We start from the raw sequence: 16,281 nt of genomic DNA, 5'->3' as shown, positions 1-16,281 counted from the left end.
GATGTCTCTCCACCCTCCGTCACGGCCGTTGCTGACGCTCGTCGGCTCAGCATTCGGTTTCGTTCTCGTCCTCCTCGACGTCAGCGTGGTCAATGTCGCGCTCGACGCGCTCGGCACCAGCTTCGGCACCAATGTCGTTGGACTGGAATGGGTGGTGAACGCCTACACACTGGTCTTCGCCGCCCTACTGCTGATGGCCGGCGCCTTGGGTGACCGCTTCGGCGCCCGCACCGTCTTTCTCCAGGGCTTCGTCCTCTTCACGTTGGCATCTGTCGGCTGTGGCTGGGCTCCCACGCTCGGGACGCTGATTGCGGCCCGTATTGTTCAGGGCATTGGCGCCGCGTTGCTCGTGCCCAACTCGCTTGCGCTCATCCAGCAAGCCTTTCCGGCGCACGAGGCGCGAAGCCGGGCTATCGGCTGGTGGGGCGCGATCGCCGGATCGTCGCTCGCAGCCGGGCCGGTGGTCGGAGGTCTGCTCGTCACGCATTTCGGCTGGCGCAGCATCTTTTTCGTCAACCTGCCGGTCGGCGTGATCGGACTCGCGATTATCCTGCGGAACGCCCACGAAAGTCCGAAAAATCCGGGCCGGTCGCTCGACTTGCCCGGCCAAATCGCGACCGTGGTGGCACTCGGCGCCTTGGCGACCGCCCTGATCGATGCCGGTCGTCTCGGCTGGTCGCACCCGCGCATCGTCTTCGCGGGCCTGCTCGCGCTGATCGGCATTGCCGCCTTCGTTGCGATCGAGGCCAGAAGCAAGGCGCCGATGCTGCCACTTCCGCTGTTCCGAGCGCCAGCGTTTGCGATCGCCTCCCTCAATGGCCTGCTGATCAACTTCGCCTATTACGGGATGGTCTTCGTCTTCAGCCTGCATTTCCAATGGCAGATGAAGCTCACCGCCGGCGAGACCGGTTTCGCCTTCCTGCCGATGACCATCGTGATCCTGATCGTCAACCTCGTCATGAGCCGCATCATGGCCGGAGCGAGTCCACGGCGGCTGATGGTATTCGGGCAGTGCCTCTCGGCGGCTGGCTACCTGCTGTTGATCCCGGCCTCGATGATCGGGTCCTATGTGGCTCTGGTCTTGCCAATGTTGATGGCTGCCACCGGTATGGCTGTGATGGTGCCGACCGTAACGAACGTGACGCTGGCTGCGGTTGAGACATCGCGTGGCGGCATCGCATCAGGTGTTCTCAACACGGCCCGGCAGGTTGGCGGCATGCTGGGCGTTGCTGTCTTCGGCAATCTGCTGCAAGAAAACGCGCCCTCGGCATTTGCGCACGGGATGCGCCTGTCGTTCGCCGTGGCTGCGAGCCTGCTCGTCTTCGGGGCTCTCTTGTCGCTCTTGGGGTTGAGGAGCGCCAGGTCTCAACGGCATGATGGAAAAAATTGCGTCAAAAGCCAGCCTGCTGCGGTCGCCACGCTCTCACCAGATCGAGCATCGGCACCGCAATCGGGCAAGGACGGCTAGACTAATCCTGCGGCTCGGACGCCGCATCACCCTGCGCGTCGATGCGCAGCCAGCCTGATGGCGCGAGGCGCTGCTGCGGCAGGAAGCGGGCCTTGTAGTCCATCTTCTTGGAGCCTTCGATCCAGTAGCCGAGATAGACGTAGGGCAGGCCCTGACGACGCGCGCGCGCGATGTGGTCGAGGATCATGAAGGTGCCCATCGAGCGGCTGACCTGGCTCGGCTCGAAGAACGAATAGACCATCGACAGCCCGTCGCTGAGCACGTCGGTCAGCGCGACCGCGATCAGCTCCTCGCCGCGGCCGGTGATGCCGCTGTCGGGACCGCGCTTGCGGTATTCGATGATGCGGGTCTCGACATGGCTGTCCTCGACCATCATGGCGTAGTCGAGCACCGTCATGTCGGCCATGCCGCCATGGCGATGACGGGCGTCGAGATAGGCGCGGAACACCGAATATTGCTCGGAGGTCGGCACCGCGCTGCGCTGCTCGCCGATGATGTCGGCGTTGCGCGCCATGACCTTGCGGAAGTTGCGGGACGGGCGGAACTCGTTGGCGACGACCCGGACCGAGACACAGGCCCGGCACTGGTCACAGGCCGGCCGATAGGCGATCGATTGACTGCGGCGGAACCCGCCATGGGTCAGGAGGTCGTTGAGGTCGCCGGCGCGCTCACCCACGAGGTGCGTGAACACCTTGCGCTCATGCCGGCCCGGCAGATACGGGCAGGGGGACGGCGCCGTGAGGTAAAATTGTGGGGTGTCGCGCGAGTGCTGGGTCAAGGGACGTCGTGGGCCTCCGAAGTGAGTATCAGCATCGCGCTACGAAAGCTCCCGGTCAATCGGTCCGCTTGGCAGGTCAGATCAGTCAGCTTAGCGGAGCCTGGTTAGTAGGTCCTTGCCGTCTGGGGCACAGGCGCCCGAACGGAATTGTTGATCACGACCGTCCCCAGCACGAAATCGTGCAGCAGCCGCCGGCGGCCGTTGAACAGGCCGACCAGCACGACGAACGGCGACAGGAACGAGACCGTCACCCAGAACAGCACGGCATGGGTGGCGCCAAGGACAAAGTAGCCGGGCGCGCCGTACCAGGTGCGTAACTCCAGATCCATGATCCGCATCCCGATCGTCGCCGACGAGGGACCGCCGATGCAGGCGCCGTAATAGACGATGGCCCAGACCACGGAGGCCGGCCAGGCCAGCCAGAACAGCGCCCAGCCGATGCCGAGCGTCACCACGCCGAACAATGCGATGAAGATGTAGCCGAGGATGACGGGAACGGAGATCACGATCATGTCGATCAGGAACGCGAACACCCGCCGCGTCGCGACACCGCGGAACAGTTCCGGATGCAGATAGGGATCGTAGGCGTGAGCCGCGCCATCACTGCGCCAGGCGCCTGAACCACCCGAGTCATACGACATCGTCCGTCCTCCCAGGGAAAACTCCCGTGGCAGGACATGGGAACAGGCTATTCCCCTGCCAAGGGTGCGCAGGGGTTAACAAGCCGAAATATTCCGGCGATTCGGGGGCGGGGAGGGGAGGGAACGATGCTGCCGCTACATCCCCGCCGTCGTTCCGGCGAACGCCGGGACCCATAGCCACAGGAGGAATTTGGCGAGGACTAGGAGTTGATCCCTTCGTCGGTACGATTACCGAGCATCATCGATAGATCACGCGGTATGGGTCCCGGCGTTCGCCGGGACGACAGCATAGATGTTGCGCGAGCCTACCCTTGGCTCCGCAGCTTCTCGGCCGCCTTCGGCGCAAAATAGCTGAGCACGCCGTCGGCGCCGGCGCGCTTGAATGCCAGGAGGCTCTCCATCATCGCGCGATCGCCGTCGAGCCAGCCGTTGTTGGCGGCGGCTGCGATCATCGCGTATTCGCCGGAGACCTGGTAGGCGAAGGTCGGCATCGCAAACGTGTCTTTCACGCGGCGGACCACGTCGAGATAGGGCATGCCGGGCTTCACCATCACCATGTCGGCGCCTTCGGAGATGTCGAGCTCGACTTCGCGCAACGCTTCATCGGTGTTGGCGCTGTCCATCTGGTAGGTGCGCTTGTCGCCGGTCAGCGTCTTGGCCGAGCCGATGGCGTCGCGGAACGGGCCGTAGAAGGCGGAGGCGTACTTTGCGGCGTAGGCCATGATCTGCACGTCGAGCAGGCCGGAGCGATCGAGCCCCTCGCGGATCGCGGCGACTCGGCCGTCCATCATGTCGGAGGGTGCTATGATGTCGCAGCCGGCCTCGGCCTGCACCAGCGCCTGGCGCACCAGCACCGCGACTGTCTCGTCGTTCAAGATCTTGCCGTCGACGATCAGGCCGTCATGGCCGTGGCTGGTGAAGGGATCGAGCGCGACATCGCAGAGAATGCCGAGATCGGGGAACTCCTTCTTGATCGCACGCACCGCCTGGCAAACAAGATTGTTGGGGTTGGTCGCTTCCGTTCCTTCCTCGTCGCGCAGCGACGGATCAGTGTAGGGAAACAGTGCAAGGCAAGGGATCGTCAGCTTCATGGCGCGCTCGGCCTCGCGCACGGCCTGGTCGACGCTGAGGCGATCGACGCCGGGCATCGAGGCGATCTGCTCGCGCTTGTTGTTGCCGTCGATCAGAAACAGCGGCCAGATCAGATCGTCGGTGGTCAGCACGTTCTCGCGCACCATCCGCCGGGCCCATTCGGCCTTGCGGTTGCGGCGCGGACGGATGGTCAGATCGAGGGCAGGGGAGGCAGAGGTGCCATCCCGGCGCGAAACCTCGCGCAGTTCGATCGGACGTCCGTATTTGATCGCCATTACTGTTCTCCCGGCTGGAATTATTCTTATACCAGCTCGCATGGTTCCCGCCACCGCGGCTTGGCCTCCAAGGGATGGGCTGCCGATTGATTTTGCGGGGCGAACCAGCCAGAAGGGGGCCATGTCCGAGATCTCCACCCGCGATGCGGCCCGCGACAGCGCCAATGCCAGGGACGCCGTCAGAGACAGCGCCCGCGACAATGCAATGTCGGTGGCGGCGATCTCGTCGGAGCGCCAGGAGTCCGACGACAATGTCTGGACGCGCCGGCTGGTGCTGTTCCTGCGGGTGATGGCCCTGCTGTCGATCCTCAAGGGCCTCTATCACTGGGCGCAGGTGACGGGCTTCGTCGGCGGCGAGGACGAGGCGTTCGAGAACCAGTCGATGGCCTGGCAGGCCTCGACCATCTACTTTGCCGTGATCGAGCTCGTCGCCGCCGTCGGCCTCTGGCTCGCCACGCCCTGGGGCGCGGTGGTGTGGCTCACGACCGTGGTCTCGATGGCGGTGATCGAGCTGATGTTCCCGGGCATCTATGGCGGCAGCCTGATCGTTGTCGGTGTCGAGGCCTTCATGCTCGCCGCCTATCTCGCGCTCGCCTGGATGGCCGCGCGCGAACGACCGCCATAGCGAACTCTCGTGCCCCGGACGCAATGCAGCGCGCCGCACTTGCGGCGTGATGCGTTGCAGAGCCGGGGCCATCTCTCCACGATCCCGTTTTGGGGCTTCTGGGTCCCAGATCTGCGCTTCGCTTGTCCGGGACACGAGAGCGAAGTTGTGGTGACTTGGTTGACCACTCGTTGCCTCAAATTCAAGGTAACTTTTCATTGACCTAGCGATATCCGCCACAGCTCTTACGCGAGCGTTTCGAAACGGAGCGGGGCTGTTCTGGAATGCGACAGAATGGGCGGACGGAGGGTGAACAGGACCTTGCGACGGTCAACAGACGGTTGCGAAAAGCCCTTGTGGCACAGGCTTAATCCGCAATTCACTGTCTTAAATTCATGATCTCTTTATTCTCTTATTTAAGCCGATCTTCAAACGCCCCCCTTAAGTTGGACCTATCAGACGGAACACAAGTTGCGTCGAATAAGTGTCGATAAAAACGACAACAGGGGAAGTGTCATGATGAAAGCCGTCGCAACTGCGGCAGATACCGCAGAGCGCGTTTCGGGCCCGCAGGGTTCGGTGCAGTCGCTCTATCTGGAAGCATTGACTCTGGTGGAACGGCTGCATCGCCGTCTCCTCGACGTGATCAAGGACGAGTTCGATCGTCGTGGCCGCGCCGACATCAATTCCGTGCAGGCGCTCCTGCTCTATAACATCGGCGACAAGGAGCTGACCGCGGGCGAACTGCGCACGCGCGGTTACTATCTTGGCTCCAACGTCTCCTACAATCTGAAGAAGCTCGTCGAGCTCGGCTTCCTCGATCATCAGCGCTCGCGCGTTGATCGCCGCTCGGTGCGCATCCGCCTGACGCCGCAGGGCCAGGAAGTCCGCCGCATCGTCGACTCGCTCTACCAGAAGCACGTCAAGACCGTTGAACAGGTCGGCGGCATCTCGGGCGAGGAGTTCTCGACCCTCAACAAGTCGCTGCATCGCCTCGAGCGGTTCTGGACCGACCAGATCCTGTATCGGCTCTGAGTTTTCGAAGGGATTTGGCCAAGCCGGCCCATAACAAGACCGGCAAGCCTTCCCGAAAACGTCTGCCGAACGTGCCTAGACTTCCCCCAGCGCGCCGGCCCGGCTTCTGCCCGGACCGGTGCGTTTTGTCGTCTCGCGGTTGCGAAAAAATCGACAGCCCGGTGGAACCAGTTCCCGATCTCGCGGTTATCTTTCCGGATCGGAGGATGCGATGCTGGTCGAACGCGGGTTGCAGGCTATGAACGTCGAGCTCGTGAGCGATTCCTACGCGATCGCCGCGAATTATCTCCGCCGCTCCGGCGCGATCCCCGACACGCTCGTCACCAATGAGCGCCTGCTCGAGATCATCATCAAGCTGCTCCAGCACGGCGAATTCAACAAGATCAGGCTGGCCAACAAGGCCATTGTCAGGTTCGAGGCGCAGTCCGGTGCCCGGGCCGCCTGATCAAGACTCCCAAAATCGCAGAGAACCAGAGGGTGCCATGGAAGCCGCCATCGACCGCATCATGCAGACCTATGACCTGCTCGCCAATCGCACATCCGCGGCGAGCGCAGAGGCGCGGGCCAAGGTGACGAACTATCTCAACACCTTGATGGAAGCCGGCGAGAAGGACACCCACAGGTTGACGGTATGCGGCCTGACCTATCTGCGCCAGCTCGACGGCAGCGTGGACCCTGTGAAGGCGGGGTATACCGGGCTGTAGGGGGATTTCGGCCGGCGCCCGTGCGTCATTTGGGTCCGAAGCGGGCCCTTCTGGGATGAGCGGGTCGGGGCGGCTCCCGAGAGCTGTCATCGCGCCAATCCTTCGATCCCCACCATATCTTGCATAAATATCAGGCCCGACCCGCAACTACTTGGCCGGGGGCGGGCGATGTGGTAGATCGCGCTCGCCGCTTCCGATCACCACACCAGACCCGCCCGTAGCCCGCCAAAAGGCTGCGGCGGTGGAGATATTCGCAAGATGACCTTCGCCAAAACCGCCTCCGCGCCCGATTCGTTTTTCACCGCCTCGCTCGAGCAGGCCGACCCGGAAATTGCCGCCGCCATCAAGGGCGAGCTCGGCCGGCAGCGCCATGAAGTCGAGCTGATCGCCTCCGAGAACATCGTCAGCCGGGCCGTGCTGGAAGCGCAGGGTTCGGTGATGACCAACAAATATGCGGAAGGTTATCCGGGCGCGCGCTACTACGGCGGTTGTGAGTGGGTCGACGTCGCCGAGAACCTTGCGATCGATCGCGCCAAGAGGCTGTTCGGCGCCAATTTCGCCAACGTGCAGCCGAACTCCGGCAGCCAGATGAACCAGGCGGTGTTTCTGGCGCTGCTCCAGCCCGGCGACACCTTCATGGGTCTCGACCTTGCGGCCGGCGGCCATCTCACCCACGGCTCGCCCGTCAACATGAGCGGCAAGTGGTTCAAGGCTGCGCACTACACCGTGCGCCGCGAGGACCAGATCATCGACATGGACGCCGTTGCCAAGCAGGCCGAAGAGATCAAGCCGAAGCTGATCGTCGCCGGCGGCTCGGCCTATTCGCGCGCGTGGGACTTCAAGCGTTTCCGCGAGATCGCGGACTCGGTCGGCGCCTATCTGCTGGTCGACATGGCGCACTTCGCGGGCCTCGTTGCCGGCGGCGTGCATGCTTCGCCCGTGCCGCATGCCCACGTCACCACGACCACCACGCACAAATCGCTGCGCGGTCCGCGCGGCGGCCTGATCCTCAGCAATGACGAGGTGCTCGCCAAGAAGCTCAACTCGGCGATCTTCCCCGGCCTGCAGGGCGGCCCGCTGATGCATGTGATCGCGGCGAAGGCTGTGGCCTTCGGCGAGGCGCTGCGTCCGGACTTCAAGGTCTACGCGAAGAACGTCGTCGAGAACGCCAAGGCGCTGGCCGAGACGCTGAAGAACTATGGCTTCGATATTGTCTCCGGCGGCACCGATAACCATCTGATGCTGGTTGACCTCAGGCCGAAGGGCCTGAAGGGCAACGTCTCGGAGAAGGCGCTGGTCCGCGCCGCCATCACCTGCAACAAGAACGGCATTCCGTTCGACCCGGAAAAGCCGTTCGTCACCTCGGGCCTGCGTCTCGGCACACCCGCGGCGACGACCCGCGGCTTCGGCGTCGCTGAATTCCAGCAGGTCGGCGGCATGATCGCCGAGGTCCTCAACGCGATCGCGCAGTCCGACGACGGCAAGGCGCCGCTGGTCGAGGCCGCGATCAAGGAACGGGTCAAGGCGCTCACCGACCGGTTCCCGATCTATCAGTAAGGCTGGGTTCAACGGATGCGCTGCCCGAACTGCAACAGTCTCGATACGCAGGTGAAGGACTCGCGTCCGACCGAGGATTCCTCCGTCATCCGCAGGCGGCGCGTGTGTGTCGCCTGCGAATTCCGCTTCACCACCTTCGAGCGCGTGCAGCTGCGCGAGCTCACGGTGATCAAGCGCAACGGCCGCCGCGTGCCGTTCGACCGCGACAAGCTGATGCGTTCGGTGTCGATCAGTCTGCGCAAGCGGCAGGTCGAGCCGGAGCGGGTGGAGAAGATGGTCTCCACCATCGTGCGCGAGCTCGAGACCGGCGGCGAGGCCGAAATCTCGTCCGAGGTGATCGGCGAGACCGTGATGGAGCATCTGCGCACGCTCGACGACGTCGCCTATGTGCGCTTCGCTTCCGTCTACCGCAATTTCCGCGAGGCCAAGGATTTCGCCGACGTGCTCGGCGAGCTCTCCGGTGAGGAGGAAGCGCGGCTCGCCGCGATCCGCAAATGATCTTCCGCATCCTGGAGGATCAGTTCGCCCAGAAGATCCGCGAGACAAAGGATTCCGATCGCCGCTTCATGCAGCTTGCGCTGGCGCTGGGCCGGCGCGGGCAGGGGCGCACCTGGCCCAATCCGGCCGTGGGCGCCGTCGTCGTGAAAGACGGAGTGATCGTCGGCCGTGGATGGACGCAGCCCGGTGGTCGCCCGCATGCGGAGCCCGAGGCGTTGCGCCGGGCAGGCGAGGCGGCGCGTGGCGCGACGCTCTATGTCACACTCGAGCCATGCTCGCATTTCGGCAAGTCACCGCCTTGCGCCGACGCGGTGATCGCCGCCGGCATCAAGCGGGTGGTGGCGGCGATCGAGGATCCCAATCCGGAAGTCGCAGGTCAGGGCCATGCGCGCCTGCGTGCGGCCGGCATCACGGTGGATGTGGGCCTGTGCGCGGCGGAGGCCGCGTTCGACCACGCTGGTCATTTCCGCCGCATTCGCGATCACCGCCCGCACGTCATCCTGAAGCTCGCGGTTTCACCCGACGGCAAGATCGGCGCTGCCGGCGGCAAGCCGCTCGCGATCACCGGCGAAGCCGTGCGCAATCGCGTACATCTGCTGCGCGCCTCGAGCGACGCCATCCTGGTCGGCATCGGCACGGTGCTGGCGGACGATCCGCAGCTCAATTGCCGCCTGCCGGGCATGGAAGCGCGTTCTCCCGTGCGGGTCGTGCTCGACCGGAATTTACGCATTCCGGCCGCGAGCCAGCTTGTTCATTCTGCGCGCGAGACGCCGCTCTGGGTCATCAGCTCCGAGCTCGCCGAAGCTGCCGCTGCGACACGCCTTGGCGCAGCCGGTACGCAGATCATGCGCATGCCGCCGGGCAATGCGTCGGGGCTCGATCTTCCGGCCGTGCTGCATGCGCTTGCCGAGAAGGGTATCACACGGCTGATGGTCGAGGGCGGCAGCCGCGTTGCGGCTTCGTTCGTGGCCGCCGACCTCGTCGACGAGATCTGGCTGTTCCGCGGAGCAGAAGCGGTGGGCGCCGGCGGGGTCGATGCGCTCGATGCATTGCCCCTGTCGAAAATCACGCAGTCGCAGGCCTACAAGGTTCATGCTAGCGAGACATTCGACCACGATACTCTCACCATCTACGAGCGCGCCTAACATGTTCACAGGCATTGTCACCGATATCGGCGAGATCGTCAGCTTCAAGCCCGTGGCGCAGGGGCAATTGCACCGGCTGCGTATCGCCTGCAGCTACGATCAGACCACCATCGCCGACGGCGCCTCGATCGCCAGCAACGGCGTGTGCCTGACTGTGGTTGCTTCTGGCGTCGCGGGCGGCAAGACCTGGTATGACGTTGATGCCGCCGCCGAGACGCTGGCACTGACGACCGCGAAGCACTGGAAGCTGGGCACGCGGCTCAATCTCGAGCGTGCGCTCAAGATCGGCGACGAGCTCGGCGGCCACATCGTCGCCGGCCATGCCGACGGCATCGCGACCATCGTCAGCCGCGAGGACCTGCCCGACATGGCACGGTTCGAGCTCTCCACGACGCGGGAGCTGGCGCGCTTCATCGCCACAAAGGGCTCGATCACGCTCGACGGCGTCTCGCTGACGGTCAATACAGTGAAGGATGTGACCTTTTCGGTGCTGATCATCCCGCATACGCTTGATGTCACCACGATCGGCGGCTGGAAGGCGGGGACTGAGGTCAATATCGAGGTCGATCTGATGGCCCGCTATGCGGCGCGGCTGACGGAAATGACGGTTTAAAAACTTGGCTTACCCGCCTGCGGCGACTACATAACGCGCCGACCCAAGAGACGACTTCAAGCGACGACTTCACGAAACGGATTGAGACGATGGCTGACGCACGGCGTGCACCCCTGAAGGACCAGACCGACATTTCCGGCGCGCGTGCGCTGATTGTCGAGGCGCGGTTCTATGACGATCTCCAGGACGCGCTTCTGGACGGCGCGGTCACCGAGCTGAAGGCGGCCGGCCTGACCCATGACGTCATCACGGTTCCCGGCGCGCTGGAGATTCCGGCTGCGGTCGCCATCGCGGTCGACGCGGCTGCCGCGAACGGCAAGCCTTATGACGCGGTGATCGCGCTCGGCTGCGTCATCCGCGGCGATACCATCCATTTCGAGATCGTCTCGCAGGAATCCTCGCGCGCGCTGATGGATCTTGCGGTGGCGCGAAAGCTGCCGCTCGGCAACGGCATCCTCACCGTGAACAATGAGGACCAGGCCTGGGCGCGGGCGCGCGCCAGCGAGCTCAACAAGGGCGGCGATGCCGCGCGCGCAGCACTCGCGATGCTGCGCATCAAACGCCGCATGGCGCGGGCCTGAGCGATGGCTGACACCAAGAAACCGGCGGGGCCTGCGGAGAAGAAAGCGAACCGGCGCGGTGCGGCGCGGCTGGCAGCCGTCCAGGCGCTCTACCAGATGGATATCGCTGGTGCCGGCATCAACGACATCTTTGCGGAGTTCGAGAGCCACTGGCTCGGCAACGAGGTCGAGGGCGATACTTACCTGCCGGCGGAAGCTGCATTCTTTCGCGATGTCGTCTCCGGCGTCGTGCGCGACCAGAAGAAGCTCGATCCTCTGATCGACGAGGCGTTGTCGAAGGGTTGGCCCTTGAAGCGGATCGAGGCGATCCTGCGCGCGGTGTTGCGGGCAGGGGCCTATGAATTGGAGCACCGCAAGGACGTGCCGGGCCGTGTCGTGATCTCCGAATATGTTGATGTCGCGAATGCCTTCGTGGACCGCGAGGAGACCGGCATGGTCAACGCGGTGCTCGACCAGATCGGCCGCCAGTTTCGCGGTGACGAGTTCGGGCGGGGGTAGTTGAGACGACGACTTCCGCCGTAGCCGTCACCCTGAGGTGCCGGAGCGAAGCGGAGGCCTCGAAGGGCGGCGGGGTGCCGCTGGGTCGCACCTCGGCCGTGCATCCTTCGAGGCTCGCAAGGGCTCGCACCTCAGGATGACGGGTCTGCTATCGTGACGCAGGACAAAAACCAGGCCTCCGCCGAAGACTCCCTCATCGCGCGCTATTTCAAGCCGCTGGCGACCGATCCGGGTGCGTTCGGGCTGGTCGATGACGCCGCGATCCTGTCCTCGTCCGGAGATGACATCGTCGTCACCACTGATGCCGTGGTCGAGGGCGTGCATTATCTTGCCACGGATCCCCCCGACACCATCGCGCGCAAGGCGCTGCGGGTGAACCTGTCCGATCTCGCCGCCAAGGGGGCTGCGCCCGCCGGCTTCGTGCTGACGCTGGCGCTGCGCAGCAAGGAGGATGTCTGGCTCAGGCCGTTTGCGGATGCGCTCGGCGAGGACGCCAAGATCTTCACCTGCCCGCTGCTCGGCGGCGATACGGTGTCGACGCCGGGACCGCAGATGATCTCGATCACGGCCTTCGGCCGCGTGCCGAAGGGGCGGATGGTCGGCCGCACCGGCGCAAGGGCGGGCGACGTTATCCTGGTGACGGGGACGATCGGCGATGCCGCGCTCGGCCTCGACGTGCTCACCGGAGGCGCGGCGGCCACGGCGCTTATGTCCGACACAGCTGCAAGAGAAGCGCTGATCTCGCGCTATCGGATTCCTCAGCCGCGCAACGTGCTGGCGCAGGCCGTTCGCGACCACGCGACGGCGGCGATGGACGTGTCCGACGGGCTCGCCGGCGATCTGACGAAACTCTGCGCGGCGTCCGGCGTCTCGGGCACGGTCAACGTGGCGAGCGTGCCGCTGTCTCCCGCTGCGGCCGGCCTGGTTGCCCGCAACGCCATTTGCGTTGAGACGCTGCTTGCCGGGGGCGACGATTACGAGGTGCTGTGCACGGTCGCGCCGGCACAGAGCGATGCGCTGATGGAAGCGGGGCGGGCGGTGGGCCTGGCCGTCACGGCGATCGGCTCCATCGTCGCGGGCCATGAGCGGCCGCGCTTCCTTGACGGGCAGGGCCAGGAGTTGGCCTTGAAGCGCCTGTCCTACAGCCACTTCTAGCAATTGCGCCGAGCCGGCACCCTGCCGCTCGGGATTAGGTCTAAATACTTGCCGAGATCGGCTTTTTCGGCCCCATCCGGCGTTGCACCCTCAATTTGATTTTGGCAAGCTTGTGACCGACCAGGGCCACACCTTCGTGCAAGGGGCGGCCCTGTTCAACATAAGGGCGCCCACCGCTTGACGGAAAAACAAAAGGCGCCGGGGGTACGTACATCAAGGATCTGAGGCAAAAATCACATGACAGCATTATGGTTGATAGTGCTCTGCGGAGTGCTTTCCGTCGTCTACGCGATTTGGGCGACGTCTTCGGTGTTGAGTGCAGATGCGGGGTCACCGCGGATGCAGGAGATCGCGGGAGCTGTGCGTGAAGGCGCACAAGCGTATCTCCGGCGCCAGTACACCACGATCGGCATCGTCGGCATCGTCATCTTCCTGCTGCTTGCCTATTTCCTTGGACTTTATGTCGCGATCGGCTTCTTGATCGGCGCCATCCTGTCGGGGGCGGCCGGCTTCATCGGCATGAACGTCTCGGTCCGCGCCAATGTGCGCACCGCCCAGGCCGCGACGACGTCGCTCGCCGGCGGCCTCGAGCTCGCCTTCAAGGCGGGCGCGATCACCGGCATGCTGGTGGCGGGTCTCGCGCTGCTCGGCGTGACCCTCTATTTCGGCTTCCTGGTCCACTCGCTGAAGCTCGCGCCCGACAGCCGCACCGTGGTCGACGCCCTGGTGGCGCTCGGCTTCGGCGCCTCGCTGATCTCGATCTTCGCCCGTCTCGGCGGCGGCATCTTCACCAAGGGTGCGGATGTCGGTGGCGATCTGGTCGGCAAGGTCGAAGCGGGCATTCCGGAGGACGATCCGCGCAACCCGGCCACGATCGCCGACAACGTCGGTGACAACGTCGGCGACTGCGCCGGCATGGCCGCTGACCTGTTCGAGACCTATGCGGTGACCGCGGTTGCCACCATGGTGCTCGCGGCGATCTTCTTCGCCAAGACGCCGATCCTCTCCGACATGATGACGCTGCCGCTCGCCATCGGCGGCATCTGCATCATCACCTCGATCATCGGCACCTTCTTCGTGAAGCTCGGGCCGAGCCAGTCGATCATGGGCGCGCTCTACAAGGGCCTGATCGCAACCGGCGTCCTGTCGCTGATCGGCATCGCCGGCGTGATCTACTATCTGATCGGCTTCGGCAAGCTCGACGGCGTCGATTACACCGGCATGGCGCTGTTCGAGTGCGGCGTTGTCGGCCTCGTCGTCACCGCGCTGATCATCTGGATCACCGAGTACTACACCGGCACGGACTATCGTCCGGTGAAGTCGATCGCCCAGGCGTCGGTGACCGGTCACGGCACCAACGTGATCCAGGGCCTCGCCGTCTCGATGGAAGCGACCGCGCTGCCCGCGATCGTTATCATCGCCGGCATCCTGATCACCTACAGCCTGGCCGGCCTGTTCGGCATCGCGATTGCGACCGCTACCATGCTGGCGCTGGCCGGCATGGTCGTCGCGCTCGATGCCTTCGGCCCGGTGACGGACAACGCCGGCGGCATCGCCGAAATGGCGGGCCTGCCGAAGGAAGTGCGCAAGTCGACCGACGCGCTCGACGCGGTCGGCAACACCACCAAGGCGGTGACCAAGGGCTACGCGATCGGCTCCGCCGGTCTCGGCGCGCTGGTGCTGTTCGCGGCCTACAACCAGGACCTCAAGTTCTTCGTTGCGGACTCCGCGCACCACACCTACTTCGCCGGCGTCAATCCGGACTTCTCGCTGAACAATCCCTACGTCGTGGTGGGCCTGCTGTTCGGCGGCCTGCTGCCGTATTTGTTCGGCGCGATGGGCATGACGGCTGTCGGCCGTGCGGCGGGCGCGATCGTCGAGGAGGTGCGTCGCCAGTTCCGCGAGAAGCCGGGCATCATGCAGGGCACCGACAAGCCGGACTACGGCAAGGCGGTCGATCTGCTCACCCGGGCGGCGATCAAGGAGATGATCATCCCCTCGCTGCTTCCGGTGCTGTCGCCGATCGTCGTCTACTTCCTGATCTACGCCATCGCGGGCGGTGGCATGGCCGGCAAGTCGGCGGCGTTCTCGGCGGTCGGCGCCATGCTGCTCGGCGTGATCGTGACGGGCCTGTTCGTCGCGATCTCGATGACCTCGGGCGGCGGCGCCTGGGACAACGCCAAGAAGTACATCGAGGACGGTCATTTCGGCGGCAAGGGCAGTGATGCCCACAAGGCCGCCGTGACCGGCGACACCGTCGGCGATCCCTACAAGGACACGGCGGGCCCGGCGGTGAACCCGATGATCAAGATCACCAACATCGTGGCGCTCTTGCTGCTGGCGATCCTGGCGCACTGAGCGGCGGAAATGACACAAGATAAAACCCCGCGGCGCGAGCCGCGGGGTTTTTATTTGGCTCTCACCACGTCATTTTCGAGCGCAGTGAAGTAATCCTGGATCGTTCCGCAGAGGCAGTCTGGATTGCTTCGCTGCGCTCGCAATGACGGATGAGGCGGTTACTGCACATCCATCTGCAGGCCTTCCTTCTGGATGATGCCGGCGAATTTCTTCGTCTCGGCGTCCACGAAGTCGGAAAATTGCTGCGGCGTGCCGTAGTCGGCGCGGGCGCCCATGGCGACGATCTGCTTCTTCATGTCGTCGCGCTCGAGCAACGCCTTGACCTGGAGATTGAGTGCTTCGAGCACGGGGGCAGGGACGCCCTTCGGCAGAAATACCGAGAACCAGGATGACACGTCGAAGTTCGCAAGCTCCGGCGCGCTCTCGCGCATGGTCGGCAGGTTCGGTGCGAGATCACTCCGCTCGGTCGTGGTGACGCAGAGGCCGTTGAGCGTGCGATTTTGCACCTGCGGCAGGCTCGGATAGAGATTGTCGAACAGGATCTGAATGTCGCCGGCGAGCGCGGCCTGAAGCGCAGGCCCCGCGCCACGGAACGGGATGTGCGTCATCTTCAGCCCGGTGAGCTGGAGGAACCAGGCGCCGGTGAGGTGAGGGCTCTGGCCGACGCCGGAGGAGGCGTAGCTGAGCTTGTCGGGATTGGCCTTGAGAAAGGCAATCAGCTCGGCGACCGACTTGATGCCGGTCTTCGGATGCGCCGACACGATGTTCGGGATCCGGATCATGTTGGACACTGGCTGGAGCTGGTCCGGCTTGTAGGTGAGGTTCTTGAAGATGCTGTACGCGATCGCGTTCGGCCCGGGGTTGCCGATCAGGATGGTGTGGCCGTCGGCCTTGGACCGAACGACTTCGGCCGTCCCGATCGTGCCGCCACCGCCCGAGCGATTCTCCACGACTGCAGTCTGGCCCCAGGCGGACTGGAGATGGGCTGCGAGCAACCGCCCCATGACGTCGGTCGAGCCGCCGGCCGCTGCCGGCACGATGACGCGGATGTTCTCTGTCGGCTTCCAGTCCGCAAGGCTCGATCGCGGCAGGACGGCTGCTGCCGACAGTCCGGCGGCCCCGGCGAGCACGCGACGACGGGACAGAACTTTGTTGGGCACGAATCCACTCCCTGCTTCTTGTTTTGCAGAGAGCGTATGGAACCCGGCGTACAACGGCAAGTCGCGCGCCTATTTCGACGCGTTTTCTTGACGCGAACCGGCGTCCACTTCGCTCGAAA

The 16,281-nt window shown here is 64.5% G+C and carries 17 protein-coding genes; 13 read left to right on the top strand and 4 right to left on the bottom strand.

Annotated elements, in window-relative coordinates:
* Window position 1: 1 nt before the first annotated feature.
* Window positions 2–1,468, top strand: coding sequence for an MFS transporter (locus tag ACLFLU_RS24745; protein ID WP_426407446.1), 1,467 nt, complete (start codon window positions 2–4; stop codon window positions 1,466–1,468).
* Window position 1,469: 1 nt separating this feature from the next.
* Here the strand turns inward: ACLFLU_RS24745 and ACLFLU_RS24740 are convergent, their stop codons facing one another.
* From ACLFLU_RS24740 to hemB, 3 genes are all read right to left on the bottom strand, one after another.
* Window positions 1,470–2,246, bottom strand: coding sequence for an arginyltransferase (locus ACLFLU_RS24740; RefSeq protein ID WP_326900605.1), 777 nt, complete (start codon window positions 2,244–2,246; stop codon window positions 1,470–1,472).
* Between the two features lie 104 nt (window positions 2,247–2,350).
* Window positions 2,351–2,887 carry an RDD family protein gene (locus ACLFLU_RS24735; RefSeq protein WP_426407445.1) on the bottom strand — a complete coding sequence of 179 codons (537 nt, stop codon included), beginning with the start codon at window positions 2,885–2,887 and terminating at the stop codon, window positions 2,351–2,353.
* 305 nt (window positions 2,888–3,192) lie between these two features.
* Complete coding sequence (gene hemB / locus ACLFLU_RS24730) at window positions 3,193–4,254, bottom strand: porphobilinogen synthase (RefSeq protein ID WP_426407444.1); 1,062 nt, start codon at window positions 4,252–4,254, stop codon at window positions 3,193–3,195.
* Window positions 4,255–4,375: 121 nt separating this feature from the next.
* Between hemB and ACLFLU_RS24725 the strand changes: the two genes are divergently transcribed.
* The 12 genes from ACLFLU_RS24725 (at window position 4,376) to ACLFLU_RS24670 (ending at window position 15,002) form a co-directional block, all read left to right on the top strand.
* A complete protein-coding gene (locus ACLFLU_RS24725; protein WP_426407443.1) occupies window positions 4,376–4,879 on the top strand; it encodes a DUF6163 family protein in 504 nt (167 codons plus the stop codon).
* 495 nt (window positions 4,880–5,374) lie between these two features.
* Complete coding sequence (gene ldtR, locus ACLFLU_RS24720) at window positions 5,375–5,893, top strand: transcriptional regulator LdtR (protein ID WP_027529973.1); 519 nt, start codon at window positions 5,375–5,377, stop codon at window positions 5,891–5,893.
* Window positions 5,894–6,104: 211 nt separating this feature from the next.
* Entirely contained in the window at window positions 6,105–6,338 is a 234-nt protein-coding gene (locus tag ACLFLU_RS24715; protein ID WP_426407442.1) for a hypothetical protein, read from the top strand.
* 37 nt (window positions 6,339–6,375) lie between these two features.
* Complete coding sequence (locus tag ACLFLU_RS24710; RefSeq protein WP_008131709.1) at window positions 6,376–6,597, top strand: hypothetical protein; 222 nt, start codon at window positions 6,376–6,378, stop codon at window positions 6,595–6,597.
* Window positions 6,598–6,855: 258 nt separating this feature from the next.
* Window positions 6,856–8,154: a serine hydroxymethyltransferase gene (gene glyA, locus ACLFLU_RS24705; RefSeq protein WP_426407441.1), complete on the top strand. Its 1,299-nt coding sequence runs from the start codon at window positions 6,856–6,858 to the stop codon at window positions 8,152–8,154.
* Window positions 8,155–8,169: 15 nt separating this feature from the next.
* Window positions 8,170–8,652, top strand: a complete 483-nt coding sequence (gene nrdR / locus ACLFLU_RS24700; RefSeq protein ID WP_254143279.1) for a transcriptional regulator NrdR — start codon at window positions 8,170–8,172, stop codon at window positions 8,650–8,652.
* Window positions 8,649–9,797, top strand: a complete 1,149-nt coding sequence (gene ribD, locus ACLFLU_RS24695) for a bifunctional diaminohydroxyphosphoribosylaminopyrimidine deaminase/5-amino-6-(5-phosphoribosylamino)uracil reductase RibD (RefSeq protein ID WP_426407440.1) — start codon at window positions 8,649–8,651, stop codon at window positions 9,795–9,797. Before nrdR ends, ribD begins: the two co-directional genes overlap by 4 nt.
* Window position 9,798: 1 nt before the next feature.
* Window positions 9,799–10,410: a riboflavin synthase gene (locus ACLFLU_RS24690; protein WP_426407439.1), complete on the top strand. Its 612-nt coding sequence runs from the start codon at window positions 9,799–9,801 to the stop codon at window positions 10,408–10,410.
* Between the two features lie 89 nt (window positions 10,411–10,499).
* Window positions 10,500–10,991, top strand: coding sequence for a 6,7-dimethyl-8-ribityllumazine synthase (gene ribH, locus ACLFLU_RS24685; protein WP_426407438.1), 492 nt, complete (start codon window positions 10,500–10,502; stop codon window positions 10,989–10,991).
* Between the two features lie 3 nt (window positions 10,992–10,994).
* Window positions 10,995–11,489 carry a transcription antitermination factor NusB gene (gene nusB / locus ACLFLU_RS24680; protein WP_426407437.1) on the top strand — a complete coding sequence of 165 codons (495 nt, stop codon included), beginning with the start codon at window positions 10,995–10,997 and terminating at the stop codon, window positions 11,487–11,489.
* A 153-nt stretch (window positions 11,490–11,642) separates the two neighbouring features.
* Entirely contained in the window at window positions 11,643–12,644 is a 1,002-nt protein-coding gene (gene thiL, locus ACLFLU_RS24675; protein ID WP_426407436.1) for a thiamine-phosphate kinase, read from the top strand.
* A gap of 237 nt (window positions 12,645–12,881) precedes the next feature.
* Window positions 12,882–15,002, top strand: coding sequence for a sodium-translocating pyrophosphatase (locus tag ACLFLU_RS24670; RefSeq protein WP_426407435.1), 2,121 nt, complete (start codon window positions 12,882–12,884; stop codon window positions 15,000–15,002).
* A gap of 158 nt (window positions 15,003–15,160) precedes the next feature.
* Here ACLFLU_RS24670 and ACLFLU_RS24665 read toward each other — a convergent pair whose 3' ends face one another.
* Window positions 15,161–16,162 carry a Bug family tripartite tricarboxylate transporter substrate binding protein gene (locus ACLFLU_RS24665; protein ID WP_426407434.1) on the bottom strand — a complete coding sequence of 334 codons (1,002 nt, stop codon included), beginning with the start codon at window positions 16,160–16,162 and terminating at the stop codon, window positions 15,161–15,163.
* Between the last annotated feature and the right edge of the window lie 119 nt (window positions 16,163–16,281).

It is taken from the genome of Bradyrhizobium ganzhouense (assembly GCF_049949285.1).
Taxonomy (GTDB): Bacteria; Pseudomonadota; Alphaproteobacteria; order Rhizobiales; family Xanthobacteraceae; genus Bradyrhizobium; species Bradyrhizobium ganzhouense.
Note: the sequence above shows the minus strand (reverse complement) of the source record. Positions and strands in the feature narration are given on the sequence as shown.

What these genes read in the sequence shown, in the direction of transcription:
- ribH (WP_426407438.1), top strand. Translation starts at nt 10,500, where the DNA reads ATGGCTGACGCACGGCGTGCACCCCTGAAGGACCAGACCGACATTTCC.
- glyA (WP_426407441.1), top strand. Translation starts at nt 6,856, where the DNA reads ATGACCTTCGCCAAAACCGCCTCCGCGCCCGATTCGTTTTTCACCGCC.
- ACLFLU_RS24690 (WP_426407439.1), top strand. Translation starts at nt 9,799, where the DNA reads ATGTTCACAGGCATTGTCACCGATATCGGCGAGATCGTCAGCTTCAAG.
- ldtR (WP_027529973.1), top strand. Translation starts at nt 5,375, where the DNA reads ATGATGAAAGCCGTCGCAACTGCGGCAGATACCGCAGAGCGCGTTTCG.
- ACLFLU_RS24715 (WP_426407442.1), top strand. Translation starts at nt 6,105, where the DNA reads ATGCTGGTCGAACGCGGGTTGCAGGCTATGAACGTCGAGCTCGTGAGC.
- ribD (WP_426407440.1), top strand. Translation starts at nt 8,649, where the DNA reads ATGATCTTCCGCATCCTGGAGGATCAGTTCGCCCAGAAGATCCGCGAG.
- nusB (WP_426407437.1), top strand. Translation starts at nt 10,995, where the DNA reads ATGGCTGACACCAAGAAACCGGCGGGGCCTGCGGAGAAGAAAGCGAAC.
- nrdR (WP_254143279.1), top strand. Translation starts at nt 8,170, where the DNA reads ATGCGCTGCCCGAACTGCAACAGTCTCGATACGCAGGTGAAGGACTCG.
- ACLFLU_RS24725 (WP_426407443.1), top strand. Translation starts at nt 4,376, where the DNA reads ATGTCCGAGATCTCCACCCGCGATGCGGCCCGCGACAGCGCCAATGCC.
- ACLFLU_RS24745 (WP_426407446.1), top strand. Translation starts at nt 2, where the DNA reads ATGTCTCTCCACCCTCCGTCACGGCCGTTGCTGACGCTCGTCGGCTCA.
- ACLFLU_RS24670 (WP_426407435.1), top strand. Translation starts at nt 12,882, where the DNA reads ATGACAGCATTATGGTTGATAGTGCTCTGCGGAGTGCTTTCCGTCGTC.
- ACLFLU_RS24735 (WP_426407445.1), bottom strand. Translation starts at nt 2,887, where the DNA reads ATGTCGTATGACTCGGGTGGTTCAGGCGCCTGGCGCAGTGATGGCGCG.
- hemB (WP_426407444.1), bottom strand. Translation starts at nt 4,254, where the DNA reads ATGGCGATCAAATACGGACGTCCGATCGAACTGCGCGAGGTTTCGCGC.
- ACLFLU_RS24710 (WP_008131709.1), top strand. Translation starts at nt 6,376, where the DNA reads ATGGAAGCCGCCATCGACCGCATCATGCAGACCTATGACCTGCTCGCC.